This window comes from Endozoicomonas sp. ALC020 (assembly GCF_049275935.1).
Taxonomy (GTDB): domain Bacteria; phylum Pseudomonadota; class Gammaproteobacteria; order Pseudomonadales; family Endozoicomonadaceae; genus Endozoicomonas_A.
Window position 1 is genome coordinate 3,297,824 of record NZ_CP184830.1, and the last position, 25,667, is coordinate 3,323,490.

Genomic DNA, 25,667 nt, shown 5'->3' on the forward strand with positions numbered 1-25,667 from the left:
TCAAGCCAGCGCTAAAACAAGCTCAAGGCAGGATCATTTTGATCAGCTTTGGGAGTCATGGCTTTACGATACTGAATAATCTGTTCATTCTGGGCAACATCGCCCAAAGCGTGGCGCAGGGCGAGCCGCCAGCCTTTGTTACCATCTTTTACACCACCGGTACTGATAGCTGCCATACCGTATAGCCACCAGCGTTCTTCCGGCCTTAATGCCAGCCAGTTTCTGACGGCAATGGGAATATGGTCAAACTCCATGGCCTCTATCGCCCAAGCGAGCACACAGAGTTCTTTGCCCAGGAGTCGGTCAACCATGTTGTCGCCCACTTTCCAGGCTGAGGTTTGCAGCTTGTGTTCTTTCAAACGGACATTGAATGCCCGTTGAACCTCACTTCGCATGGCAGTCCAGCGTCGTCGCTCAAGTAGCACCCGATCCATAATGGCGGCGTTTTGATCCTGCGCCTGCATACCCAAATATTCAGAAATGAGCACCACGCCATTATTGTTTTTCGGGATAGAGACCAGAAAATGATGGGGGTCTGTGGTGGCAGGCACCCCAAAGCCAAGAGTCGGATGGGCAAACCGTGATTTTCCCTGTCCGCGCTTTGTCTTTGTTTCGACGCTCTTTTTGCCGGTGGGTGCGTGTTCAGTCATCCGCCCTTTATCCTGCTTCACTGGTAAATCGTGATTTATTGAGCAAAAGATTATACATCCTGAATCACATCGCCGGGTCTCAGCTCGATGCCACTGATTTCAGCAAACTCTTTTGCGGAAAAGCCATTATCGAAAGCAATGCCGCTACTGATAGTGATCGTCACCGGGGCCTGTTCTTCTTTCAATACATAACGAAGATTTTCGATGGTGCTGGTGATAATGGCAGAAGTCACTTCCCGTTCATGAAAACGAACCATGACGGTATTTTCACCTTCACCGATTTCTACCCGTACGCCTTTCAGCTTCACATTTTCGCGCTCTTTGAATTTGTTCAGAACGCCAAATACCTTGTCGGTAGAGTCCAGCGTAACACGCTTATTGTCACTTAATTTAGCGGGCTTGGTGTCATCAATTACAGGCTTTTTATCACCCGCGCTGGGGATCTGAAAATCACTCGTGTGTGTTGCTTCACCGGCCCTGCCAAACACCAAAAGGCGGGATGCTTTGGAGTTGACTTCAAACTGTTCTTCGTAGCGGTTGCCATCTTTGGGGTTAGAGCCGTCCAGAGTATAGAAAAGTTCGGCTTCTGGTGTACAGCGCAATTCGACATAACGCTTGTCTGCTATTGAGTGGATTTCATGGCGTATTTTCAGTTCCGCCGTCCAGCGTGCAGGATCGCCCGTTTCATACTTGCCAGCGGTATCTTCTACCAAAAAGTACAAAGTGGCTTCTTTGGTGGTGAAGTTTTCAAGATCGTCCACTTGTGTATCTTTGACCGATACACTGGCGCTGGTGGAATAATACACCACCGGGCTTGAACCACCGTTGCGCGGGGTCAGTGACAATTGGGACTCACCCGTTGCCGTGTTGATGTTTTGGGTTTGGATATTGATAGAGGTCTTTTCTTTCGGGAACGGGCCTTTCTCTATGTAACCATCTTCCCCCATACGCCAGCGGCCTTGTTTCAGTGCTTCTGACTTGAGGGTATCCATACCACTGGCTCCGGGCAACCAGGGCCATGCCGGGTTGGTTCGGGAGCGCATCATCACATCTTTCCAGGGCGTACGACGATCACGCTCAGGCCAAAGCTCTACTTCTGCCTGTGCCCAGTTTTCCTGCAACGATTCCTGCAAGTCGAGCACTAACTTGTAGTTGGCTCGAGGGCTTGCTAGCAGGGTTTCAATCTGATTTTCAGCAGAATGTTCACGTTCCCCCATTTTCAAACCATTGTCGATGGTTGCGTGCATAAGACGTTCAGAGCCATCTGATTCGTCCAGACCGGGGAAGTAGAGTCGATTATAAGCTCCGGCTATGGTTTTGAAAAAACGCTCTTCTGCATCTTCCAGTCGATCACGGGCTTCTTCATACAGGCTGTCACCGGATTTTAAACGGTTAAAAATTTTCTCAATGGCGTACAGTTCCCGCAGGCGTTCTTCTACTGCGTCTGCCATATGGCTGTCATGACCAGACAATACCAACAGGTTGTTTTTTTCCTGCTGGTATTCAAAGTAGTTGGTGAGTTTCTGTGGTGGCATGCTGCCATCAGGTCGGATAACAATGAGGACTCTCGGCCCTGTGAGCTTGATGTCATCCATGAGAGGCATTACCTGTAATACCTGATATGCCTTTTTGTTTTGAGGTTGCAGGATGGCGGTCAGTTTGTTGACCAATGACTGATCAATCTTCGGTTGAGGAATATCCTTGGCATTGCGTTCAATCTGGCGAGACAGGTTTTCAGTCTCTTTGATAAAGAATCGCTGATCTTCTTTGTGCAGGTACCAGGCTTGCTCTCTCAGTTTTTCCAGTGCGGTCAGGAATTCATCAGGCTTACGGTTTGGCGCAGTGAGGAACTCAATGATTTCTCCTTCGGTCAGGCCAATACGACCACCCACTGCACGGGACAAGGATGAAGCCAGCAAAAGGGTATCAAGCTGTGTGGCAGCATCACTGTTGAGCTGATCGTCTATGGTTTCGGCAATGGCATTACCATTGTCCGCAATATCACGGGTAATGGCAGGGCGCAGAGAAGGCGCTATACGCTCAATTTCATCCTTTACCGCTTCATCATTGAGGTTTAGATGCTGTGTGCCAATAAGGAATACATCATCGGTTGTGCGGTCATCCACACTTTTTAACAGGCGAGCGGTAAACTGCATCAACCCCCGTGTTTGGCGGAAACCTTCATTCTCTTTGAACAAAGCAACAAGATGTTTAAAAGAGGGGTGGAAGGGGTAGGTTTCACGAACCTGTTCGGCAATTTGTTCAATACTGCTGGCGGTAATGTAACCACTGTCTTCAGCCAGTTTTACCCGTTGAGCATATTCTTCTGCAACATCGTTAATAACGCTGTCATCGGGCATTTCTTCTATAAGCCGCTTTTTTAGAATCTCGTATATTTCGTTACCTGCCAGCTGAACCGGGGTAATCATACTGGCCTGTCGACGGGTTTCCTGTTGCAGGTTCGAGATGGCTTCAGCCAGTGCCTTGGTTTGTGACTGATAACTACCGGACAGGTTGGCAATAACAATACAGCAATTTGGTAGTTCAAGGGCGGCACTCATCAGGCAGCTGAGGCTGTACACCACCATTTTTGCCAATGTCCCTTCACCTACAACACGGGTACTGGCGTTATCAAGGTATGGAGGCAGCTCATCAATCATGATCAAAGTTGGCTTGTCGCCAATGATTTTTTTCCATCCAGACTGATCTACAGCTTGTGGTCCGTTTGCCCAATAAGGTTTGACTGCTTCTGCTTCACCGAGTTGGGTAGCAATATCGCCCCAGATAAAATTCGCTGGATTATTTCGCCCACTGAACGCAGCAACACGAGCTGCGGAAAAGTCCACTCTTTCACTAAGTTCAGCGTCTAAAACTTCTTGACGCAGGTGAGGGTGACGAGCGAGAAGGCCAAGAGCGATCATCATATGGGTTTTACCACCACCCATAGCCTGTGTTAGCTCAAAAACAGCCTGATCGGACTTACCAGACAAGCGCAGCATCCCTTCGCGAAACAGCTGCCCCATGCCGTGTGTCACGAAATTGCGGGAAAAGAATTCCTTACCATCGCCTTCATCATTGATAAGGTCAGCCAGATTCTCTATACCCTGGCTCATCCGGTAGTCTTGGATTATCGGGTTAAACCGGCATGCCTGTTTGACTGTCTTGAGCATTGCATTGGACTCCTTTGTTCAATTCCGCGTATTCGACCTACCGGACAGTTGAAGCATAATGGTGAAAACGGAGTCATTGTACCCAGTCGCTGATAAAAAGCACTATTCTGCAAAATACAGGTTCCGTGGTAATGCGACAGCAGCCTGATTCATGGCTGTCGAAGGTTTTGGTTGAAGAGTTTGCTTCTGTTGTTTTTGTAAAAGGTTCACACTGTTAATGAGTTGTACTTAACCTCTGTGCTTGTCGGGCTTTTCATTGGACAGCACCCGTGCATAGGTTGCGATGCCAGTGTTGAAGAATACCAGATGGTGCAGCAGGGGAAACGGCAAGATGGTCTGAACATACAGGGTCCGCCTGGAATCGTCCCGCAGAAGAATGGCTACGGATCAGATGAAAGCGGCGAGGTTGTTAGAGGTTTGGGTGTTGGGCATATAGGTAACTGGTAATGCTGATGTCCGGGGAGGCTGCTTGGTGCCTGATTGGGTCGGACTGCTTTGACTGATTTATAGGGGATAGATTACAGGAAAGGTTGGATGAGGTGAATTTATGAGGGGGTTGTATTGGCTTATGTCAATGTCCGCCATATAGTGTTATGGCCAATTTTTGAGGGTGTAGAGATGGTTGAATTGATAAGAACAACAGAAGATCTGCCAGAATGGTTCAAACTTGATAACTATGAAAAAGTTGCAAAATTCACTACCGAGGAACTGGCCGAAGAGCTTGCCCTTCGTGCACTCATACTACGAACCGAAGACATTGAACGAAAGAGAAGTCTTTTTCATGATATTGAGGATTATACGTTAGTCGCTAATTTTCCTGAATGTGAGGATGAAATGAGCTATGAAGATTGGCGTTCAATGTTCAGGAGTACAGAGGCGATTCCAAAAATTGATATTTTTCCAGAGTTGATTCCCGAAGAGGATGTTGATCCTAGATACAGCCCTGAAACAATAGATCAGTTTTTAGAAGAAATGAATGCCTACGAGTTGAAAATGTCTCTTGTTTGGAGAACCTCAAAGCTTCAACCCCTTGATAGCAGACTTATACGGGCTACTTGCCTGCATGATGTTGATGCGATATTAGATTATAACCGGGATAAGGATGTATATCGAAGTGATTTGGGGTCGCCGATGATCCGGTTGGATGATTTGCTAAAGCAAAAAAATAACTCAACGGTACATCTTAGTTTGAATTTAGAGGCAACAAATACAGCATTATGTGATGAGTTGAAACAAATTCTTCCCATTTTACGTGATCATGCAGGTGTAAATGAGCCTGCTAAGGCTGTTAGTGACTGTAACCAAAGAAAATTGATTCAGTTTAAGGTGATGGCCTATATAGATCTTTTTTTATGGGGGAGTCTGTATCAGAAAAAAGTAACCGACACTGTTGCTGCTTGCGTATTGTATAAAGGTCAGTACGGGGATGAAAAAATAAAAGATACTGTCCGGCCTTTAGCTTTAGCTGCACTAGAACCTCAATTCATCAATACACTCAAGAAAAAAGGGGAAAATGAAGAGAAGAAAAAACTCCGAAAAAAGCATGAAGAAATTTAACAATGTTTTTTTAAAGGAAAAATCAATCTTCGATGACTAAGTGTTGAAGCCTATGCTGGTTCCTGAAGCATAATAATAAGGCAGGAGCCATCATAAATGACCACAAAAACACCACCCCGCTACATCCGAAAAGGACAGGTTGTTGAAATCACCAGCCTGTCGCCCTCCACTATCGAGCGATTGATCAAAAAGGGAGTATTCCCAGCTTCCTTTAAGCTATCTCCACAATCCCGCATCAATGTCTGGTTGGAAGAAGATGTCCATCAGTGGATGGAAGAGCAGGCCAACAAGGCACGTTAACTGGGGGCGATTATGGCAATAACTCGCTCTAAGGCAAAAGGTCGCAGGGAAGGAGGCAACTTTGCTGTTTTGCCTCATGCTGTCATCAATAGCCAGAACTTCATGCAAGCCAGTGGGTTTGCTATCAAGCTGCTTATGCAAATGATGGCACAGCTTCGTTTTGAGAAGGATGGCGGAACCAAGAATAACGGTGACTTGTGTGTTAGCTGGTCACTGATGAAAAACAGAGGGTGGCGTTCCAAAAGCACTCTGCAACGAGCCAGGGAAGAATTGCTGTATTACGGCTTTATTGAGCAAACCCGCCAGGGGCTGACATTGGTGAAGGGGGTGCCAAACCTGTATGCCGTCACTTTTCTGGCTATTGATGAGTGCAAGGGCAAGCTGGATGTTGCGCCCACACGGAAGCCTTCAGGGAGATGGAAAATAGAAAAGGCGTTATACAAACCGCCTGATAAAAAATCCGTTCGTATCAAACCCATATCTGCGCCAACAGAACAATCAGCTGAACACAAACGGAGATAATATTATGGAAAATATTTTCAGCTTTGAATACCCACCCTTGGGGGTTATTCGCATCGTTGTTTTGGATAACCGACTGTATGTTGCGGTCAAGGACTTTGTGCCCTTACTAAAAGACCATGGTTTGACAGCGTTAAAAGGCTGTCTGTTTCATAACGATCCAGCTTTGCGAGACCAAATCATACCACTTGATCAGATATTGCCCATGCTGAGATCGTCAGGGTTTATGTTGACGAGGGCATTGGCTTCAAAGCTCGATAGGGAGGTTATTCCAGAAGTACGAGTTCTCTGTCGTGAGCATAATTACTAGAAATACATGCCCGGAATTCGTACCCATACGAGTACAGAATCCGGACTCTATTCGAGTGAAATCCTCTAACGCAGACAGAATAGAGAACGGAATCTGTACCTGAAAATGATAAAAACGAGCTTTTACGAGACCGGATTTCGGGCAACTTCTTAGATATACCATAAGGCTGTTTATATTCTTCAGCCCATTCAATAATGTGACAATCATAGGCATGTTATGAAAACGGAATTTGCACTGTTAGCTCAGTATGAAAAGTCCTTTGTACCATTGGAAATCGTTTGCCAGGACTTCTTTAATATTGGCCCCCAGAAGGCCAAACAGTTGGCTGCCAGAGGGGAACTTCCGATCCCTGTTATGCGAGGCAGCCACAGTCAAAAGTCGCCTTACTTGGTTAAAGTCAGTGACCTGGCCAGTTATCTGGATGAGCAGTATGCCAATTACCGGGATGATTGGGAGAAGGTGAGGAGTTAATTACTCCTCGACCTTGTATCGTTCCGCCATCTGGTTGAAGTAGTCTTTTTCCAGTTTCATGCAGGTTGCAAACAAGTCTGGCGGTGATTTCTCAAGTAGGTGGGTGTATCGGCGGAGGTTATTCCAGTTCTTGTGACCACTGTGCAGTGCAACCTGCGGGATGTTGTAGCCCTGTTCAAACAGCCGGGAGATGCCTTCATGCCTTAGACAATGAAAGTCGATCTCAGGCATATCCAGTTGCTTGGTAATACGGCTGAACTTGGTTGAAACACTGTCCGAATTGCATGGGAAAATTCTGTCGTCTGTTTGAGGTTGCAGACTGATCAGCTTGATGCACTCATCATGCAGTGGGATTTTCTCATGGTTCCCCCATTTGTTTTTGGGGTCCTTCCTATTTTCTATGATCACCTCACCCGTCTCAGGGTTATAGTTCTGCCATTTCAACTGGCATATTTCACTGACTCTGAATGTACTGTAGATCGCAAATAGCAAAAGATGACGGTAAGGAATAGTCGCGGCTGGATGATGATCAGTATTCAGAAAGTGGCGATAGAGTGTTAGTACTTGATCTTCGCTGGGTCGAATATCTTTATGCCGCGACTTTCCTGTTAGACCTAAATCCCAGAGTTCCTGGCGTAGCTCATCAGTAATAAAGTTATTAAACGGAATATTTAGCCGCTTGTGCCACTTGAGTGCTTTTGTCAGCACACACAGGTCCGAGTGATTGGTCGCCGGACTGATACGCTGCTCTCTGATTCTTGATTCAAAGAAATTAATCAGTTCTTGACCGGACAGCTGGGACGGTTTGATGTCTGCCAATGGTGTTTTTTGCCATTTACGAAGACAGGACAGGTCGGCTGTACGGAACCTGTCGCTTTCTGGAAGTATTTCCATGTAATCCAGAAGCTTTTGCAGGTATTCAGCAAGGGTCAGGTTACTGCCTTTTGGCTCGGGCGGGCGGCCGCTCTGTATAAGCTCGTATTCGTTAAGAAACTCTTCCTCTTTGCGGTTTCCCCAGGAGAGCCCAAGTCGCCTATCGCTGAATGTCTGGGTTTGGCTGCGTTTAAAGTCTTGCTTTCGAACCCTCACTCTAATCCGAAAAACTCTCTTATTCTGCTTGTTTCTAGTGGGTGTAACTTCTACAGGCACTACTTTTGCTCCTTCCCTACCAAGAGCCGTTGTCGTATGAGAGAATCGGTTTGGCATTAGGGGATTATTATTGATCTTCAGCCCTGATATATGTGCTTTGCCCCAACTTGCCCCAAGATGATATATCGCTAGTTTGCTTGGGGCAAAATCAGGGCAAACCATATTAAGAAAAGTAAGAAATAGTAGAAAAAATAACGTTTCGCAAGAATAAAAAAACGAGGTCGTGGAATGGGGGATTCAGGTTTTTACCTTATTCAACAACTACTTAACGGACTGACGATAGGTAGTACTTACGCTCTGATTGCTATCGGTTATACCATGGTTTACGGCATCATTGGCATGATCAATTTTGCTCATGGTGAGATCTACATGATTGGCAGTTACATCGCTTTTGCGGTACTGGCCGCGTTAGCGATGATGGGAATAGACAGTGTTTCTCTGATGCTGGTTTCCGCCTTTGTCATCAGCATCATTATCACCAGTACCTATGGCTTTGCTGTTGAAAGGGTTGCCTATCGGCCTTTGAGGAACAGCAACCGGCTGATTGCCCTGATTTCCGCCATTGGTATGTCCATTTTCCTTCAGAACTATGTCCGCCTGGCCCAGGGGTCAAGGGATATAGCCATGCCCAGCATGATCAGTGGTGGCTGGACCTTTGGTCCTGAAGACGGTTTTAATGTAACTGTGTCGTACATGCAGTTAATTATATTTGTGGTGACGTTTATTGCCATGACGGCCCTGACTCTGTTTATCTCCAGATCAAAAATGGGACGGGCCTGCAGAGCTTGCGCTGAAGATCTTGGCATGACCGGGCTGCTGGGTATCAACACGCATCAGATTATTTCGATCACTTTTGTGATCGGGGCCGCTCTTGCTGCGGTAGCCGGTGTATTGCTTGGCATGTATTACGGAGTAATCAATCCCCACATTGGCTTTATGGCAGGTCTTAAAGCGTTCACTGCTGCGGTGCTGGGAGGAATCGGAAGTATACCCGGAGCTGTGCTGGGTGGTTTGATTCTGGGGGTCACGGAAGCCTTCACCGCAGGTTACTTTAGTGCGGAATATAAAGACGTTGTCGCCTTCAGTCTCCTCGTTCTGATTCTTCTGTTCAGGCCGACCGGCCTTCTGGGCAAGCCGGAGGTTGAAAAAGTATGAAGTCATTACGCTTTACTCCGGCAATACTCTCGGCAGTTGTTTTGCTGATACTAACCAGCCTGATGATGGGGGTTCGTCTTGAGCCCTCGGGCGTTGGACTTGAGGTGACATTAGCCGATCCTTCTTCCCTCTCCTGGATAGCTGCCGGTGTGGTTGCTGTCTTCTTCTTCCAGCTGTTCAGAGCCCTCATCGATCAGAGGCTTTCCGGAATAAAACAACAGTTACCATCTATTAATGCAGAAAAGCTGACCAAAGCAACCAGGAACAAAGAGACCAGGACCTTTTTAATCTGCTTTGCAGTAGCAGGATTGATGATCTGGCCATTCTTTGTTTCCAGGGGGGCTGTGGATCTCGCCACTCTGGCCCTGATTTACGTCATGCTGGGGCTGGGTCTGAACATTGTGGTGGGCCTGGCCGGTCTTCTTGATTTGGGCTATGTCGGCTTTTATGCCGTGGGTGCCTACAGTTATGCCTTATTGAATCAATATTTGGGGCTCGACTTCTGGAGCAGTCTGGTGCTGGGTGGTATTCTGGCGGCTTTCTTTGGTTTTATTCTTGGTTTTCCGGTGCTCAGGCTTCGGGGCGATTATCTGGCCATCGTAACTCTGGGTTTTGGTGAAATCATTCGAATCCTGCTCAACAACTGGACGACATTAACCGGTGGTCCTAACGGAATCAGTCAGATTCCGAAACCGACTTTGTTTGGCCTTGAATTTGGACGCAGGGCGCAGGAAGAAGGGAATGCTCCTTTCCACGAATATTTTGGTATTGATTACAGCAGTGAGTACAAGGTGATTTTTCTGTACATACTGGCAGTGTTGCTGGTGATTGCCACGCTGTTTGTGATCAATCGACTGCTTCGAATGCCTATTGGCAGAGCCTGGGAAGCGTTGCGTGAAGATGATATTGCCTGTCGTTCACTGGGTTTGAATCCTACGGCCATCAAATTGTCTGCATTTACTATAGGGGCCGCATTTGCTGGCTTCGCCGGGACCTTCTTTGCTGCCCGTCAGGGTTTTATTAGTCCGGAGTCGTTTACTTTTATCGAGTCTGCCATCATTCTTGCCATTGTTGTGCTTGGCGGAATGGGATCTCAGGTCGGTGTCATTCTTGCTGCTGTGATCATGACCGTTCTCCCTGAGTTTGCCCGTGAATTCCAGGAATACCGAATGCTGATGTTCGGGTTGATGATGGTTTGCATGATGGTATGGCGTCCTGAAGGTCTGATGCCCATGAAGCGGCCTCATATCAAGATTAAATCGGATAAGTCTGAGTCGGTTAGCCCGATCAAGACAGCATCATTGGCTGAAAGCGTGTAAACGGGGGAATCAGAATGAGTGAATGTTTACTGGACGTTTCTGATCTGAGTATGCGCTTTGGCGGACTGCTGGCTGTGGATCAGATGGCGCTGAAAATCTGTCCGGGTGAAATTGTTTCCATGATCGGGCCCAATGGTGCCGGAAAAACGACCGTTTTTAACTGTCTTACGGGCTTTTATAAGGCGACTGGTGGCTCTGTTCAGTACAAAGGTCAGGCTATCGAAAAGATGCCGGGTTATAAAATAGCCCGGCTCGGTGTTGTGAGAACTTTTCAGAATGTGCGTCTGTTTAAGGGCATGAGCGTGCTGGAAAATCTTTTGGTTGCCCAGCACCGACATCTGAATACAGGGTTGTTGGCGGGGTTGTTTAAGACCCCGGGTTATCGGCGTAGTGAAGAACAAGCAATGGAAAGAGCAGAGTTCTGGTTGGATAAGGTCGGTCTGACCGAGTTTGCCAATCGTGAAGCGGGTAATCTGGCTTATGGACAGCAACGCAGACTGGAAATTGCCCGTTGTATGGTCACTCAGCCTGAGTTATTGATGCTGGATGAACCAGCCGCTGGTCTCAACCCCAATGAGACAGCAGAGCTGGACGAGCTTATTTCTGATCTGCGACGGGATCATGGTGTCACTGTGCTACTGATTGAACATGATATGAAGCTGGTTATGGATATTTCTGACCGGATTTATGTCATTAACCAGGGACGTCCTCTGGCTTCAGGTTCACCACAGGATATTCGCAACAACCCTGAGGTGATCAAGGCTTATCTGGGTGAAGGATAGTCACAAATTTTTGGGGACTTCCAGTAGTAATAGTCCCGAAGTCTTCGGGCTGTCTTGCGGACGTATTTCCGATCTTCGATGACTCCTCAAGACAGTCAGAATAGATAACAATCAGAATAAATAAAGGGCAGTAGCAGTATGTCAGCACCTGAACCACTTCTCAGCATTCGAAATGTGTCTACCTTCTATGGAAAGATTCAGGCTCTGGCTGCCGTCAGCGTTGATATCTCGGCAGGTGAGATTGTCACTCTGATAGGCGCCAATGGTGCTGGCAAGTCTTCATTGCTGATGACCATTTGTGGTGAGCCCAGGGCCGAATCTGGCTCCATACTCTACAAAGGGGAAGAGTTAGCGGGTCGTCCTACCTCTGAAATCATGCGCTCAGGCATTGCTGTTGTGCCAGAAGGGCGGAGAATTTTTTCCAGACTGACCGTCGAAGAAAATCTGACTATGGGCGGTTTTTTTGTGGATGGCGAGCCTTTCCGAAAAAACTATGAATTTGTACTGGAGCTTTTCCCCCGTCTGAAAGAAAGACTGCACCAGAGAGGTGGCACTATGTCCGGAGGAGAGCAACAGATGCTGGCGATCGCCAGAGCCTTGATGAGCAGCCCGGATCTGCTGTTACTGGATGAGCCCAGCCTGGGGCTGGCTCCGATTGTTATTCAGCAGATTTTTGAAATTATTGAACGCCTCCGGGAAGAAGGTGTTACGGTTTTTCTGGTGGAGCAGAATGCTAATCAGGCTCTGAGACTGGCAGACCGGGGTTATGTTCTGGAAAACGGTCGTATCGTGCTGCAGGGTGACAGTGATGAACTGTTGGCGGACGACGCTGTCCAGAAGGCTTATCTGGGAGCCTGACACTTTTCTGGCGAAAAACAGCCAGTCAGTTTGTCTGGACTATCAAAAGACCGTTCATCTATTCCTGCTTATGGAGACTAACAGGATCGAAACAGACTGGACACCTGTTAGCATCAGGCTTCTGAAGTTTTGCTGGCCATTTGGGCGCCGATTCTGATCGCTACACTGAGAAGTGTAATGTTGAATAGCGATTATGAAGTACGAGGTAAGCATTATGGAAGTTTCGAATGATCGGCTGTCCCTTCAGGAAGTTGCTTTGTTAACCTGCTCTTTTTACAGCCTGGCCAGCATCATGGTCTGGCTGGTCAAGACAATTTATTGATTGGACAAGAAGCTTCAGGGTGACTTGGGAGGGAAGTCCTGAAGCACACGCTCATCAGTTATTTCGAGATCGTGCCGGGCATCCTGAGGGCTGTAAATGGTACTGTCAGGTTCAAAATCAAAGCCTTGTTGAATGGTTTTTTCTGCTTCAGCTGTTTTGCCCAGAAAAACCTGAATGGCTGCCAGAGTATTAAACAGGTCAGAGGCAATGACACCGTGTCGAGGTGATCGCTTGCTGACTAAATCCTCTCTATGATTTACCTGAATGAGCGGAAAGCCCCGTACTTTTAGAGGATGTCGTAAAAGCCAAAATTCAAATCCAGTAAAGCCCTTCCCTTAGCAAAGTATGATGCTTTACTGGGTTTCTTTCCCGACTGATCCATTTTCAATCCTGTTCATCAAGAAGACTAGCGACAGTGAATGGTGCTTTCTGGTCGGTTAACTCAAGATGCTCTTTTAAGCTTGTATTGCCAAGGGTAATGGAGTTTGCGTCTGGAGCAACAAAACGTCTTGTTTGAGCTTGGTCATCTGAGTTGCAAGACTCCTTGAAAGAGCTTTGATCAGAGTTGCGAGCTGCTGTTGAGAAAATATCCAGCTGAGGGTCGTTATTAATCTTAATTTGGCGTCTTGTTGTCATGAGGTAGCCGGTAAAACTGCTTTATCTAAGATTACCGGCTTTTGCGGGGTTTTGCGACACCCTCGATTGGGCGAGGGTTTATGACGATTTCGCTAAATATACACCTCCGGGCACCACTCCTTATTCATGGCTATCTGTAGAAGTGATTAACACTGTTGGCTGGCTTTTAACAGGCCCCCCCCAATCCACTGGCTCTTTCAGCAACCCCTTTTATATTGACTCTGGCGGCAGTGACGGTGGCCCTCAGCAACAACTGCATACTTTGGGTTTAAACTGTTTCGTTTATCCCTGTAATGGGATTTGCCAATCAGTGCTGATGATTTGGTTATAGTCAATGCTTTACTCAATCTACGTGGTCTTGGTGTTATCGAAAAAACCGCTATGAACTGTGCACTTGTCACACAAACAACGGGGACTTCAGAAACACAACAAACAACAGGAGGGCCACCCCAATGGGATCAGTACCTGCCTCATCTTTCCCTGGCAGATGCAATACAGACCACAGACGACAGCGCGAAACCAACCTGTGACTTGACCATGGCCGGGAAGAATGGCCAGCCACAGCCGTGCGGAAGCGGCTGTATCAGTGCCAGAGCCCTGACGGATCACAAAAGGGTACATCGAAAACGCAAGCCTGTTGATGTGGAATCGGGACGATGATTGAATTTGAATGCAAGGGCAGAGTGATTAAACTCTTTATCTTTGCTGTACCGCTGTCGCTACTTCTGTCTTTGTCTTTCATCTGCAAGGCCGAACCGTCGACAAGACGTTTTGTTGTCGAGCTTGATAAGAATACAGGTTCTCCAAAGCAGAGCTTTTCAGTAAAACCTGACCGGCGCACTCTGCCCTGCAACCCATCTGATATGGCCAACACAGAATCCGATTCACTAACTTATGAGAAACCACACAGACTTAGCGGCTTCGCCGTAAGAACACCCCTTATTGGGTCGATTACGTGGCAATGGCTTTATGTTACTAACCTGCTGGTTGGTTATGAACTGATCCTGACCATCAAAGACGCTCCTCTAAGCTCTACCTATTTTTCATGGATACCTGTAGAAGTGGTTAGCGCTGTCGGTTGGCTTTTAAAAAGCTGCTGGACACCTGGTTTAACGCCGTTTAACCCGAATGAAAAGCAAGAGCTGCTTCAGGATCAGTCCTTTACGGCCACCAATATGATGTTTGGCTCTGGACATAACCAACCGGAATGCCAGCCATCAAAATCATCCGGACAGAAATCCCCAAAGACAACTAACCAGTTCACAGGCTCTTACACCAGCCCACTGAATACCGACTATGGCAGCGGCAGCAGAAGACCTCAACAACACTTACATACATTGGGTTTAAATTGTTTCGTCTATCCCTGTTATGGCGCGTGTAAATTACGACAGTCATCCGGCAACAGAGGACCCAAAGAATGTCCACACAATTTCGTAGAAAATTCGACAGGGCACACAGAAGCAAAATTAAAACCAGGCTCGTGCCCCCATTTGACTGATGGATACTGTTTTAGTTGTGTAGACTATTCTGATCCTGTAAACGCTGCAGGTTCCGACCATAATCTGCCTTTCGAAACAGATCCGCCTGACATTCAAGTCCAGTGCCATGCTGGCCCATTACTTGAACGACAAACTGAACATAAAATTGATAGCAACTCAGTCAATATCCGTAATTCTGTTGACGGGGTCGCCTTAGACGGGGTCGCCTTAGACGGGGTCGCCTTAGACGGGGTCGCCTCAAACTGGATCGCCACAAACCCATTGAATGTAGTAGCAGCCTGTACAACTGGACCTGACGGGCAATTAAGCTGTGTCGAAACCGTGTTCGGGAAAGATGGCCAGCCGAAACCATGCGGGATGGTCTGCAAGAGTGCTCAGGCCTTGTCGAAACACAAAAGAAGCATCCATAGCGGACAAAAAACCTGTGACTTGGCAGTGGCTGGCAAGGATGGCCAGACGCGACCTTGCGGAAAAGTCTGCAAGAACACTCAATCTCTGTCGTCTCATAAAAGCAGAGTCCACAGCGGGCAAAAAACCTGTAACGTAATAATGGTCGGTGAGAATGGCCAGCTTCGAGCATGCGAAACAGTCTGCAAGAATGCTCAATCCATATCATCACACAAAATCATATACCACTCCGGGCAGCAAGTCTGTGACATAACTGTGATCGGAGACGGTAGCTATAAGCGGCCATGCGGCTCGGTCTGGAAAAGTTCTCATGCCCTGAAAGAACACAAAAGAAGAGAACATACCAGGCAAATAATCTGCGAGATGCCCCTGGTCGGGGAGGATGGCCTGCCAAGACCATGCAGAACGATCTGCAACAACCAGAAAGCCCTCACGGATCATAAAAGATGCGCCCACAGCGGACAAAAGATTTGCGACTTCACCATGGTCGGGGATGATGGCCAGCCAAGGCCATGTGGAATGGTCTGCAAGAGTGCCAAAGCATTGTCTGATCACAAAAGAAGAAACCACAGCGGGCAACAAATATGTGACGTAACTCTGGTCGGAGAGGATGGCCTGCCGCAGCTATGCGGGAATGTCTGCACGAGCTCGAGAACTCTGGGAGATCACAAAAGAAGAGAGCACTCAGGGCGACAAATTTGTAACATAATCGCAGTCGGCAAGGATGGCCAAAAGCGACCATGCGGAAAGTTTTGCAAGAGTACTCAGCACCTGACTGAGCACAAAAGAAGAGAGCACTCAGGGCAACAAACTTGCAACATATCCGTGACCGGAGAAGATGGCCAGCTGCAACCATGCTGGATGATCTGCAAGAGTGCTGCATCTCTGTCAGATCACAAAAAAACACATCGAAAACGCAAGCCTGTTGATATGAACGAGAACGATAAACTTAGCTCTAAAAAAATGCAAATTGAATAAAAAACAGGCTTTTTCACTGCCCCTTTTTATTCTGACTCTGGCAAGACCTTGATCGGAGTGGATGGACGGCCACTTCGGCGCACAAAGGTCTCCTCAGTGCGAACTTTGACTATTAACAAAAGGCTTTTATCAGACAAACACACTTAATTTTTTGATCTATCCTTTCTCCCTGAAGACAACAACGCAGGGACAGATTTATTAAATACTCACTCCTTTTAGCAGCTCTGTTGCTGCTACCGTTTTTGTCTCTCATCTGTCAGGCCGAGACATGGACAAATTCTTTTGTTGTCGCGCTTGAGCAGGAAAAAGGTTCTCCAAACCTGAGCTTCTCTATAAAGCATGACCCGAGTGCATTGCCCGGCAATCTGCCAGAGACTGTCGACACAAATGACCATAGAGGGCCATTCCTTCTGACTAGCAATAAACGACATTTATCGCTCAGCTACAGGTTAGCAACGACCCTTGTTGAGTCGATCTCATGGCAGTTGCCTTACGTCACTAACCTGCTGGTTGCTTACGAACTGACCCTGACCACCAAAGTAGCCCCTATAAGCGCTACCTCCTATTCATGGCTTCCTGCAGAAATTGTGGTCGTTGTTGGTTGGCTTTTGAAAAGCTATTGGAACCCTGATTCGCTGCTGTTCAATCCGACTAAACAACAGGAGACGAGTCAGGATAGGCCGTTTTCGAGCATTATTATGATGGTTGTTCCTGTTCCTGAACAAGGCCAACAACAACGCCATTCATCGGGATCATCCGGTCACAGAGCTTCAGGGACAAGCCAATACAATATAGGCTCTTCCCTTGGCCCACCGCCTTCTGGCTCTGGTGATGACGATGGCAACGGAGGTTATCAGCAAAACCAACATACACTGGGATTAAATTGTTTGGTCTGTAACGGCATTTGCCGCTTGCGACCATCATCCGATATCAGGATGCCAGCTGAATGGACAATGGGTTCACCAGAACGATCGACAGGCAACACTGTATTGAGTGACCTGTCTGACGTTCAACTTCAAGATACTTCTGAGCAGCCGTTTCAGGAGCCTTACATTGATTCCCTCTCTTTTGGCGGGGTCGCCTTAGACGGGGTCGCCTTAGACGGGGTCGCCTCAGACGGGGTCGCCTCAGGCTCAGTGATTGCAGAGGCAGCCTATAACGGGAACCCCAATCCTGATGTACCGGCGCCCTGGAATTTGCCTTCCACCAATGATTTTACGGTCTTTGACAGGATAATTGACCATCAGAATCCTCACGAACAAGACGAGTTTTTCTTAACCCCTGCCCATTCAGAGACACAACAAACAACCACTGAATCACTCCACTCGAATCACAATCAACCCAATGTTACCCGGACAGGCGCAACACAACATATAAGCGTCAAAGGTCTTTCAATTTGTAACCTGATAGTGGTCGGGGAGGATCGTCAGACGCGGTCATGCGGTGAGGTCTGTCATAGTGCCAAGGCCCTGTCGCTTCACAAAAACAGATACCACACCGGGGAACAAACCTGTGACGTAAACGTGGTCGAAGAGGGTGGTCGGCCACGGCCATGCGGAAAAGTCTTCAAGAGTGCCGAATCATTGTTGTCTCACAAAAGCAGATCCCACATCGGACATAAAACCTGTAACGTGATCGTGGTTAGTAATGGCCGGTCTCAACCATGCGGGAAGATCTGCAAGAGTGACCAAATGCTGTTTGATCACCAAAGAGAGCACCGAAAACGTACGCATGACGATGCGGATAATAACAATGACTCTCCCTGAACTGACACCCGTTCTTGATGAGGTTTTGTCCGTTGCAACCTTTGGTTTTAACACTAGGAGCCTGACCGAGAGTAGCGCCCGTAGCGAGGACGGCAGAAAATTGAGGATGAAAATTCGGTTTTGTGAGGAGAATAGCGAGCTATTTGACGAACAAAAGCGGATTTTCAGACCAATTTGCTGCCGCCGCAGTAGGGCAGTCTATTCTCGGTCAGGCTCCTAGCAGCCTGTCGGACTTAAGTGTCCGTAGCGAGGATTGCAAGAAATTGAGGATAAAAATCTCTGTTTCTGAGGAGAATAGCGAGCTATTTGACGAAGAAACAGGGATTTTTAGACCAATTTATTGCAACCGCACGACTGCATGGATGCAGGAGCTAGAGAAACGCAGGAGCAGTTGCCGAGTAGGACAGTCTTAAGTCCGACAGGCTGCTAGAATGCAAGGGTGGAATTATTAAACACTCTCTCTTTGCGATACTGCTGTTGCTGTCAGGCAACCCGTCAGATATTAGCGATACAGATGACTATAAAGAATCAGCTGTGCCGCTTGATTAAAAACGACACAAGCCTGTTGATTTGGAAAAGGTCGATGACCCCAGGCCTTAGATCTATAGAGCCACCCGGGTCTGTTCAGGTGTCGTTTAGTTGCCCTGTTCTGCCCGTTCCCTCTCTTCACTGTCCAGCTCAGACGCCAGCCGATAATCATCCCGCCCGCTTTTCTTGGCCACGTACATGGCCTGATCGGCAGCCTTAAGCAAAGCTTCGGCGTCGGAGCCGGTATCTTCAGACGTTGCAATTCCGATGCTGGTGCCTACGTGTCTGGCTTCGCCATCAAGATCATGGGGCTCCCGGATTGAGGTGAGAATTTTCTCTGCAATCAGTTTGGCATCCGAAGCCTCCGCCACATCATCCAGAATAATGGCAAATTCATCCCCACCTAATCTGGCCACCAGATCACCTTCACGGACGCACTCCTGCAACCTTTGTGAAACACTTTTCAGCAAAAGATCTCCAGCATCGTGTCCGAGGGTATCGTTGATTTCCTTGAAGTGATCCAGATCAAGATACATGACAGCGGTGCTCTTATTACGCCTCTGACTCCTGGCCAGTGAAGTACCCAAAAATTCTCTGAACAGTGTCCTGTTGGCCAGCCCTGTCAAACTGTCGTATTTCGCCATCAGCAACAACTGATTTTCCAGCTTTTTACGCTCGGTAATGTCCTGAAATAATAGAACGCAACCCTGCACTTTCTGTCTGTCATTAACAATAGCCGCCATATTGTATTCTGCGGCGAAGCTGTTTCCGGAAAGCGTCCAGAGTTGTCTCTCGGATGTTTGAAAGACGCCTCCACCGACCATGGTATTCTCACGTATCTCTGACTCTTGCCACTTTTCCAGAGCCTCTTCTCCTTGAGTGTCGTAGATAAACTGACTGATGTGTTTTCCCAGCAGATTTTCTTCTTTTCCCTCAAGCATGGCGCAGGCGGTTGGATTAATGAAGGAGATCCTGCCATCGGGATCAAGACCGGCAATTCCTTCACCGGCATTATCCAACAGCAGCTTGTTCTTGCGACTGATCCAGCGAAGTTTCCTGGAGACCTGCTCAAGTTCAATTCGCTGTTCTTCCAATTGCAGAAACACCTTAACCTTGCCCAACAGGATATCCGGATTGATTGGTTTTGGCAGATAATCAACCGCACCCGCCTGATAACCTTTATTGATATAGGCCTGATCCTTGTTAAGGGCGGTCACAAAAATGATAGGAATACTGGCTGTCTGCTTATTGCTGTGAAGCAAAGTTGCCGTCTCAAAACCATCCATGCCCGGCATCTGCACATCCAGAAGGATCACCGCAAAATGATGATGAAGAACTTCTGACAAAGCCGCTTCACCAGAGTCCACTTTATGGATCTCGGCCCCCAACGGCTTGAGAAGCTTGTTCATGGCCAGCAGATTCTCGGGACGATCATCCACGACCAGAATTTTAACTCTTGGCTTGTCATCCATGACAGCCCTCCTGACTCAGTCAAGTCCCAGGTTTAAAATTCTCGGCTTTTAAACAGATAGCAATATCACTCAAGTCCAGCACATGGTCTACACAACCGGTTGCAATAGCTGAATTGGGCATGACTGGCATATCGGCTGTTTCCGGACTCTGGGCAATGGTTATTCCACCGGCCTGTTTAACTGCCCTGATACCCTCTGCACCATCTCTATTGGCGCCGGTTAAGACGACACCCACCACCTGTGTGGCAAAAACATCGGCAGCGGATTGAAAGAGAACATCCACCGACGGTATCGAATGACAGACGGGTTCATCCATGCTCAAACTCAGGGTTTCCCTGTCCTCAATCTGCAAGTGGTAACCACCGGGAGCCAGATAAACATGATTGTCGGTCATCTTCTGCTTGTCATAAGCAATACTGACCGCCAGTGGTGATGTTTTGTCCAGAACGTTTAATAAACCCTCTTCATCACCTGATGCCAGGTGTTTGGCAATAACAACGGGGCAAGCAAAATGACTTCCCAGCTTCTGGAGCAGGAATTCCAGTGCCGCAAGCCCTCCGGCAGAGACTCCGATCACCACAACCCCGTCGTTCATCAGAGACTCTTCCTGTAGATACGCTGGTCCCGATCCGTTACTTCCAGCTGATTACTGATGGCACTGAAGAGAATATTTTCCCGCTTGCCAACACAGAGCACGCCTCTGGAACACAGGCTGTCAAACAGCAGTTGCAGTACCCGATCCTGAAGCTCCTGATTGAAATAAATGAGTACATTTCGACAGAGAATCAGGTTCATTTCTCCGAATACACCATCTGTGACCAGATTATGATTAGCAAAGGTAATATGCTCGGTCAGTCGTCCATTGAACTTCACAGAGTCATACCCTCTGTGACAGTAATCTGATAACTCTTTCTTGCCCCCTGCTTTTTGGTAGTTCTCTTCGTAGAGGGCCATCTCTTTTTCGGGATAGATACCGGTTTTGGCATGACGCAATGCCTGATCGTTAAAGTCTGTGGCATAGATCTGACTGCGATCCAGCAGACCCTCTTCATCGAGGAGAATAGCCATGGAGTATGCTTCCTGCCCACTGGCGCAACCTGCATGCCAGACTTTGATAAACGGGTAGGTTTTCAGAATCGGGACTATGTTTTCCCTCAGAGACTTGAAGAAATCAGGGTTCCGGAACATCTCTGTCACGACCACTGACATATCTTTAACAAAAGCGGCGAAAGCAGATTCATCATGAAGAAACAATGGAATCAAGTCACTGATGTGCTGAACACCCGACATTTTCATGTGCCTTCTGACACGGCGCATTAAGGATGCCCTGGCATAGCTGCCAAACTGATAACCATACTTTTCCTGAACAGCCCTTAGCAGTAGTTTCAGTTCAAAATCCTGATCCGAATCCACGGGTTCTGTCATTTAAATAACCAGACTTTCATCATTTCTGTCAGCTTGTCGATATTCACTGGCTTGGTCATATAATCATTGGCTCCTGCTTCTATGCACTTCGCCTTGTCATCGGACATGGCTTTGGCTGTCAATGCAATGACTGGCATGCTCTTAAACCGTTCAATTTCACGCATTTTGGTCATGGCTTCATAGCCATCCATCACCGGCATCATGATGTCCATCAGCACCAGCTCAATACCGTCTTCTTCATCAAGCTTATCGAGGGCATTTTGTCCATTGTCAGCAATGACCACTTCCAGCCCCAGCCCCTGCAAGCCCTTCGACAATGCAAAGGTATTACGAAGATCATCATCCACCAGCAGGATTTTATGACCTTCCAGCGATTTGTTACTCAGGGTCTCTGCTGCTGGCTTGAATTCAGCGGGAGCCGACTTTTCAACCGAATGGATGAACAGACTGACCTCATCCATCACCCTCTCAGAAGCGTAATCTCCTTTCATAACCAGAGCACGGGTATATTTCTGCAGCTCTTTCTGGTCTTCAGTCGACAACTTCTTATCGGTATGAATGACGATTGATGGCATATTGTCGCCCATCTTTTCCTGCAGTTTCTGTAAAAACTCCAGACCACTGCTGTCGGGTAAATCAACATCCATCACCAGACACTGCCACTGATTCTCTGCCATCGACTTTTCGGCTTCTTCAGCGGATGAGACCCCGGCGATGTTCATCCCCTTTTCTGTCAGCATTTTCGCCAGGTGCGATCGACTCTCTGCATCACTGTCCAATAGCAGGGCATGTTGGATATCTTCTGACAGAACCGTTTCAAGCGTGCTGAAAACCATTTCCAGATCATCTATAGACACCGGCTTGACGAGGTACCCAACCGCGCCCTGTCGCTCTGACTCATCAGGATCACGACCCGACACGATATGCACCGGTATATTTTTTGTCGCTTCATTCTTCTGCAACTGCCTGAGCACCTCTTCACCATCCATATCTGGCAGGCCCAGATCAAGGATAATAGCCATAGGCTGTTCTTCGATCGCTGTCTGAATCCCTTCTTTACCACTGGCCTCCACCAGACATTGATAACCATGGCTGCCGGAAAGCTGTTTGACGATATCCGAAAAGTGCTGGTCATCTTCAATGATCAAAATATTCTTGCCAGCCTCTGACGTCTTCTTTTTGGTCGCAATTTTTTCAGCTTCAGGAGCGGGTTGAGCTTTGGCTTTTTTTTCAGCAGCAGAGGCTATTTTTTGATAGCCGTCACTGGTAGCGGATGAATGACTGTCAGCCATCACTTCTCCGCCATCAAGTGAGCAGACGGCATTATCAGGCAGATACACAGTAAACGTTGTCCCTTCTCCTTCAACGCTCTCTATGCCGATATAACCACCCAACATAGAAGACAGCTCACGTGAGATAGCCAAGCCCAACCCGGTTCCGCCGTACTTTCTGCTGGTGGAGCCATCCGCTTGCTGGAATGCTTCAAACACGGCGTCCTGCTTTTCTTTCGGGATCCCTATCCCGGTATCCCTGACCGCAAAACCGACATAGGTTTCATTGCCATGGTCTGTCTTGCGGATTGAATTAAAGACCCGAATATAGACACCACCCTGCTCCGTAAACTTGAAGGCATTTGACAGGAAGTTTTTGAGAACCTGCATAACTCTCTGGCTATCGGAGAGAATCACCCTGGTCGTGCCCGGATCAATATCCACAGCAAAATCCAGCCCCTTGTTATCAGCCAGAGGTTTGAACAGAGTCCGCATACTGGAGCACAACTCTTCGATATCCATATCCTCAAGGTTGATACTCATCTTACCGGCTTCAACCTTGGATAAATCGAGAATGTCGTTGATCAGATCCAGAAGTTCCTTACCACCGCTGTAAATCACCTGCGCGGATTCAATCTGGTCTTCATTCAGGTTACCTTCGTCATTATCTGCGAGCATCTGCGCCAGAAGGAGCAGTGAGTTGAGAGGCGTGCGTAATTCATGGGACATATTGGCCAGGAACTCAGACTTGTATTTACTGGCCTGTTCCAGCTCTTTTGCCTTGTCTTCCAGGGTTTTTCTTGAAAGCTCAATATCCAGGTTTTTGCGTTCAATCTCGGCTTTCTGTTGTTGAAGCAGCTCGGTTTTCTCCTCCAGCTCAGCGTTAGACTTCTGCATTTCCTCACTTTGGGCTTTCAGTTCTTCCTGAGATTCTTCCAGCACTCTGGCACGGCTTTCCAGCTCATCATTCACAGAACGCAACTCTTCTTGTTGCTCTTTCATGGCTTCCGATTGCCGTGTGGTCTTTTCGAGCAGCTGATTGACACGAGTTCGATACTGGGCAGAATTGATGCCAATAGCGACACTCTCAAGGGCATCTTCCAGAAAGCCTCTCTGCTCATCCGTCAGCTCCCTTATAAGGGCAAACTCCAGAACACCCTTAACTTCTCCTTCATAGACAAGTGGTACGGTAATAATCACTTTTGGAGATGTATTGCCCAACCCCGATTCAATTTTGATGTAATTTTCGGGAATGCTGGTCAGTTCAATGGCCTGTTTCTCCATAGCTGCCTGACCCACCAGACCTTCCCCAATCTCAAAACTGTTTTTGCTTTGCTGGCGTTTTTTCCAGGCGTAGGATGCCATCAGCTGCAACCGCTTCTCATCATCCATGACATACATGGCACCCGTCTGCATATCAAGATAACGGGCAAGGTAGGAAACGATGTTTTTACAGACCTCTGATAACTCCTGCTCTCCCCTCATACAGTTATTCAAGCCTGCCTGACCTTCCTGTTGCCAGCTCTTGCGATCGTTATCACTGATGACATTTCTCAACTTCTCCGTCATCTCAGAGAAGCTGCGACTCAGGTCACTGATTTCATTGTGGCCACTGAGCACAGCTCCCTGGGCATAATCTCCCGACGCAACCCGGTTGACCCAGGCCGTGATGGCTCTGATAGGTCTGACCAACCTTCGGGTAATGACCAGTGCAATCAGAATAACAATCAGGGCTGTAATGGCTGTGATATAGATCAGGCGGTTTCTGAACTGAACAACTGAGTCGAAGGCATCCTTCTGGCTTACTTCAGAGATAAGTGCCATAGGTGTGCCGGCTACCTCAATGGCATAAAAGGTTCCCAGAACCCTCTCGCCGTAAACATTGGTGTAGCTCTTGATATGAAAATGCTGATCGACCTTATGACTGTCGGAGGCTTCCGAGTGAAGATCAAGCTCTCCGCCAAAAAGCTCATTCAACTCTGCATCGCTATCAAGACCGTGACTTTCATCCTCCGTGTCATGGTCATGGATTTCATGGAATACACCTTCGACATCAATATGAGCTATCCAGTCCTGCGTCAGGATGTTATCTGCTTTCAATATCATGGACTGGCTTGAATCCAGGTCTGTACCGTAGCGAATGTAGCCATCCTCACCAATAAGATAAGATTTCAGAGCATCACTAAACTGGTTTTCACTCTCAAAAATGTCCTGAACGTTGTGAGCCAGAATCTGAACCGCCAAAAAACCAATGGCTTTCTCTCTCTCGTCCACCAGCGGCAAAATAAAAAAACTGACTTTCTGGTCTCCAATGGGTGGATACGCAGTCACATCAGCGTACTTAGGTACCAAATCTTCAAGACTCTCGCGTGCAGCTTTTGCAAATGAGGTGTTGGCAAGAGTTCCATTAAAAATGTTCTTGCCCAGATCGTCGTAGGCATTCACGGTGAAGAGAATATTACCTTCCGTATCCCCCAAAATCAGGTCGGAGTAATCGTAGTAACGTAAAAAGTCCACAAACTCACTGGAGTACTGGTCCAGAATCTGGTTGTAACCGTCAGAATTAATGAACGTTTCCGTTGATTTCCTGAGATCGCTGTGACTTTTGATCAGGTGCGACAGAAAATCCCGGGCCACCCCGGCCTTGATAAACAGGTTGGTCACTACTGAGTCAAAATAATCATTAATTTGCTGACTCAATAACTGGTTGACGGTACTCAACTGCTCATAACGAGTCTGAACTATTGTTTGCTTACCCTGGCGGTATTCGTTGAAACCAATCACCGTAATAGGTCCCAGCGAGAGAATCATGAACCAGACAAAGAGTGTTACTGATAGACCATGCCTGAATTTTCTTTCAGTTGATTGTTGTGCATCCTGCATTTATCTGGCCATCCCTGCCACTTAAATCCCAACTATGTACGGTGTAATGCTTACAGCCTGAGTTGCCAGACTTCAGTAGTTTATCTCTTATTGCATCGCCTCTTTAAGGTAAAGTTTTAGAGCCGATAAGCTGGGAAATACTACCGGTTATCCAATAGAAAATGGGTCAGTCGGGAAAGAAACCCAGCAAAGCATCATACTTTGCTAAGGGAAGGGCTTTACTGGATTTGAATTTTGGC

The 25,667-nt window shown here is 47.5% G+C and carries 20 protein-coding genes; 12 read left to right on the forward strand and 8 right to left on the reverse strand.

Annotation, left to right across the window (positions count from 1 at the left end):
* Positions 1–11: 11 nt before the first annotated feature.
* Positions 12–650 carry an anti-phage-associated DUF3780 domain-containing protein gene (locus ACOJUO_RS12420; protein WP_422139947.1) on the reverse strand — a complete coding sequence of 213 codons (639 nt, stop codon included), beginning with the start codon at positions 648–650 and terminating at the stop codon, positions 12–14.
* Positions 651–700: 50 nt separating this feature from the next.
* On the reverse strand, positions 701–3,820 hold the full coding sequence (locus tag ACOJUO_RS12425; protein WP_422139948.1) for an anti-phage-associated DUF499 domain-containing protein: 3,120 nt from the start codon (positions 3,818–3,820) through the stop codon (positions 701–703).
* 561 nt (positions 3,821–4,381) lie between these two features.
* Between ACOJUO_RS12425 and ACOJUO_RS12430 the strand changes: the two genes are divergently transcribed.
* From ACOJUO_RS12430 to ACOJUO_RS12450, 5 genes are all read left to right on the forward strand, one after another.
* A complete protein-coding gene (locus ACOJUO_RS12430; protein ID WP_422139949.1) occupies positions 4,382–5,377 on the forward strand; it encodes a DUF6387 family protein in 996 nt (331 codons plus the stop codon).
* A 96-nt stretch (positions 5,378–5,473) separates the two neighbouring features.
* The gene (locus ACOJUO_RS12435; protein WP_422139950.1) at positions 5,474–5,677 is read left to right on the forward strand and encodes a helix-turn-helix transcriptional regulator; all 204 of its coding nucleotides are present in this window, start codon (positions 5,474–5,476) and stop codon (positions 5,675–5,677) included.
* 12 nt (positions 5,678–5,689) lie between these two features.
* Entirely contained in the window at positions 5,690–6,199 is a 510-nt protein-coding gene (locus ACOJUO_RS12440) for a hypothetical protein (RefSeq protein WP_422139951.1), read from the forward strand.
* A gap of 4 nt (positions 6,200–6,203) precedes the next feature.
* Positions 6,204–6,506 (forward strand): hypothetical protein, encoded by a 303-nt coding sequence (locus ACOJUO_RS12445; RefSeq protein ID WP_422139952.1) that lies wholly within the window; start codon positions 6,204–6,206, stop codon positions 6,504–6,506.
* Between the two features lie 216 nt (positions 6,507–6,722).
* Positions 6,723–6,977, forward strand: coding sequence for a pyocin activator PrtN family protein (locus ACOJUO_RS12450; RefSeq protein ID WP_422139953.1), 255 nt, complete (start codon positions 6,723–6,725; stop codon positions 6,975–6,977).
* On the opposite strand, the gene ACOJUO_RS12455 is transcribed toward ACOJUO_RS12450, so the two are convergent.
* Complete coding sequence (locus tag ACOJUO_RS12455; RefSeq protein WP_422139954.1) at positions 6,978–8,126, reverse strand: tyrosine-type recombinase/integrase; 1,149 nt, start codon at positions 8,124–8,126, stop codon at positions 6,978–6,980.
* 228 nt (positions 8,127–8,354) lie between these two features.
* Here ACOJUO_RS12455 and livH point away from each other — a divergent pair, with 228 nt between their 5' ends.
* The 4 genes from livH to ACOJUO_RS12475 all read left to right on the forward strand — a co-directional run bounded on the left by livH (position 8,355) and on the right by ACOJUO_RS12475 (position 12,240).
* Entirely contained in the window at positions 8,355–9,281 is a 927-nt protein-coding gene (livH, locus tag ACOJUO_RS12460) for a high-affinity branched-chain amino acid ABC transporter permease LivH (protein WP_422139955.1), read from the forward strand.
* Positions 9,278–10,600 carry a high-affinity branched-chain amino acid ABC transporter permease LivM gene (locus ACOJUO_RS12465; RefSeq protein ID WP_422139956.1) on the forward strand — a complete coding sequence of 441 codons (1,323 nt, stop codon included), beginning with the start codon at positions 9,278–9,280 and terminating at the stop codon, positions 10,598–10,600. Before livH ends, ACOJUO_RS12465 begins: the two co-directional genes overlap by 4 nt.
* A 14-nt stretch (positions 10,601–10,614) precedes the next feature.
* Positions 10,615–11,382, forward strand: a complete 768-nt coding sequence (livG, locus tag ACOJUO_RS12470; RefSeq protein WP_422139957.1) for a high-affinity branched-chain amino acid ABC transporter ATP-binding protein LivG — start codon at positions 10,615–10,617, stop codon at positions 11,380–11,382.
* Between the two features lie 138 nt (positions 11,383–11,520).
* Positions 11,521–12,240: an ABC transporter ATP-binding protein gene (locus ACOJUO_RS12475; protein WP_422139958.1), complete on the forward strand. Its 720-nt coding sequence runs from the start codon at positions 11,521–11,523 to the stop codon at positions 12,238–12,240.
* Between the two features lie 706 nt (positions 12,241–12,946).
* Here the strand turns inward: ACOJUO_RS12475 and ACOJUO_RS12480 are convergent.
* Positions 12,947–13,198 (reverse strand): hypothetical protein, encoded by a 252-nt coding sequence (locus tag ACOJUO_RS12480; protein WP_422139959.1) that lies wholly within the window; start codon positions 13,196–13,198, stop codon positions 12,947–12,949.
* Between the two features lie 321 nt (positions 13,199–13,519).
* Between ACOJUO_RS12480 and ACOJUO_RS12485 the strand changes: the two genes are divergently transcribed.
* From ACOJUO_RS12485 to ACOJUO_RS12495, 3 genes are all read left to right on the forward strand, one after another.
* Positions 13,520–13,858, forward strand: a complete 339-nt coding sequence (locus ACOJUO_RS12485; protein ID WP_422139960.1) for a hypothetical protein — start codon at positions 13,520–13,522, stop codon at positions 13,856–13,858.
* On the forward strand, positions 13,855–16,083 hold the full coding sequence (locus tag ACOJUO_RS12490) for a hypothetical protein (protein WP_422139961.1): 2,229 nt from the start codon (positions 13,855–13,857) through the stop codon (positions 16,081–16,083). The genes ACOJUO_RS12485 and ACOJUO_RS12490 overlap by 4 nt, the downstream gene beginning before the upstream one ends.
* A gap of 227 nt (positions 16,084–16,310) precedes the next feature.
* A complete protein-coding gene (locus ACOJUO_RS12495) occupies positions 16,311–17,849 on the forward strand; it encodes a hypothetical protein (RefSeq protein ID WP_422139962.1) in 1,539 nt (512 codons plus the stop codon).
* A 635-nt stretch (positions 17,850–18,484) separates the two neighbouring features.
* On the opposite strand, the gene ACOJUO_RS12500 is transcribed toward ACOJUO_RS12495, so the two are convergent.
* Genes ACOJUO_RS12500 through ACOJUO_RS12515 form a run of 4 tightly spaced genes read right to left on the reverse strand, consistent with a single transcriptional unit; the run spans position 18,485 to position 25,428 of the window.
* Entirely contained in the window at positions 18,485–19,849 is a 1,365-nt protein-coding gene (locus ACOJUO_RS12500; RefSeq protein WP_422139963.1) for a diguanylate cyclase domain-containing protein, read from the reverse strand.
* Positions 19,850–19,868: 19 nt separating this feature from the next.
* Positions 19,869–20,444 carry a chemotaxis protein CheB gene (locus ACOJUO_RS12505; RefSeq protein WP_422139964.1) on the reverse strand — a complete coding sequence of 192 codons (576 nt, stop codon included), beginning with the start codon at positions 20,442–20,444 and terminating at the stop codon, positions 19,869–19,871.
* The gene (locus ACOJUO_RS12510; protein WP_422139965.1) at positions 20,444–21,274 is read right to left on the reverse strand and encodes a CheR family methyltransferase; all 831 of its coding nucleotides are present in this window, start codon (positions 21,272–21,274) and stop codon (positions 20,444–20,446) included. Before ACOJUO_RS12510 ends, ACOJUO_RS12505 begins: the two co-directional genes overlap by 1 nt.
* Complete coding sequence (locus ACOJUO_RS12515) at positions 21,271–25,428, reverse strand: response regulator (RefSeq protein WP_422139966.1); 4,158 nt, start codon at positions 25,426–25,428, stop codon at positions 21,271–21,273. The genes ACOJUO_RS12510 and ACOJUO_RS12515 overlap by 4 nt, the downstream gene beginning before the upstream one ends.
* Between the last annotated feature and the right edge of the window lie 239 nt (positions 25,429–25,667).

Coding starts and splice junctions, on each gene's coding strand:
- livG (WP_422139957.1), top strand. CDS start 10,615: ATGAGTGAATGTTTACTGGACGTTTCTGATCTGAGTATGCGCTTTGGC.
- ACOJUO_RS12465 (WP_422139956.1), top strand. CDS start 9,278: ATGAAGTCATTACGCTTTACTCCGGCAATACTCTCGGCAGTTGTTTTG.
- ACOJUO_RS12475 (WP_422139958.1), top strand. CDS start 11,521: ATGTCAGCACCTGAACCACTTCTCAGCATTCGAAATGTGTCTACCTTC.
- ACOJUO_RS12450 (WP_422139953.1), top strand. CDS start 6,723: ATGAAAACGGAATTTGCACTGTTAGCTCAGTATGAAAAGTCCTTTGTA.
- ACOJUO_RS12490 (WP_422139961.1), top strand. CDS start 13,855: ATGATTGAATTTGAATGCAAGGGCAGAGTGATTAAACTCTTTATCTTT.
- ACOJUO_RS12425 (WP_422139948.1), bottom strand. CDS start 3,820: ATGCTCAAGACAGTCAAACAGGCATGCCGGTTTAACCCGATAATCCAA.
- livH (WP_422139955.1), top strand. CDS start 8,355: ATGGGGGATTCAGGTTTTTACCTTATTCAACAACTACTTAACGGACTG.
- ACOJUO_RS12500 (WP_422139963.1), bottom strand. CDS start 19,849: ATGGATGACAAGCCAAGAGTTAAAATTCTGGTCGTGGATGATCGTCCC.
- ACOJUO_RS12515 (WP_422139966.1), bottom strand. CDS start 25,428: ATGCAGGATGCACAACAATCAACTGAAAGAAAATTCAGGCATGGTCTA.
- ACOJUO_RS12510 (WP_422139965.1), bottom strand. CDS start 21,274: ATGACAGAACCCGTGGATTCGGATCAGGATTTTGAACTGAAACTACTG.
- ACOJUO_RS12445 (WP_422139952.1), top strand. CDS start 6,204: ATGGAAAATATTTTCAGCTTTGAATACCCACCCTTGGGGGTTATTCGC.
- ACOJUO_RS12440 (WP_422139951.1), top strand. CDS start 5,690: ATGGCAATAACTCGCTCTAAGGCAAAAGGTCGCAGGGAAGGAGGCAAC.
- ACOJUO_RS12505 (WP_422139964.1), bottom strand. CDS start 20,444: ATGAACGACGGGGTTGTGGTGATCGGAGTCTCTGCCGGAGGGCTTGCG.
- ACOJUO_RS12420 (WP_422139947.1), bottom strand. CDS start 650: ATGACTGAACACGCACCCACCGGCAAAAAGAGCGTCGAAACAAAGACA.
- ACOJUO_RS12480 (WP_422139959.1), bottom strand. CDS start 13,198: ATGACAACAAGACGCCAAATTAAGATTAATAACGACCCTCAGCTGGAT.
- ACOJUO_RS12435 (WP_422139950.1), top strand. CDS start 5,474: ATGACCACAAAAACACCACCCCGCTACATCCGAAAAGGACAGGTTGTT.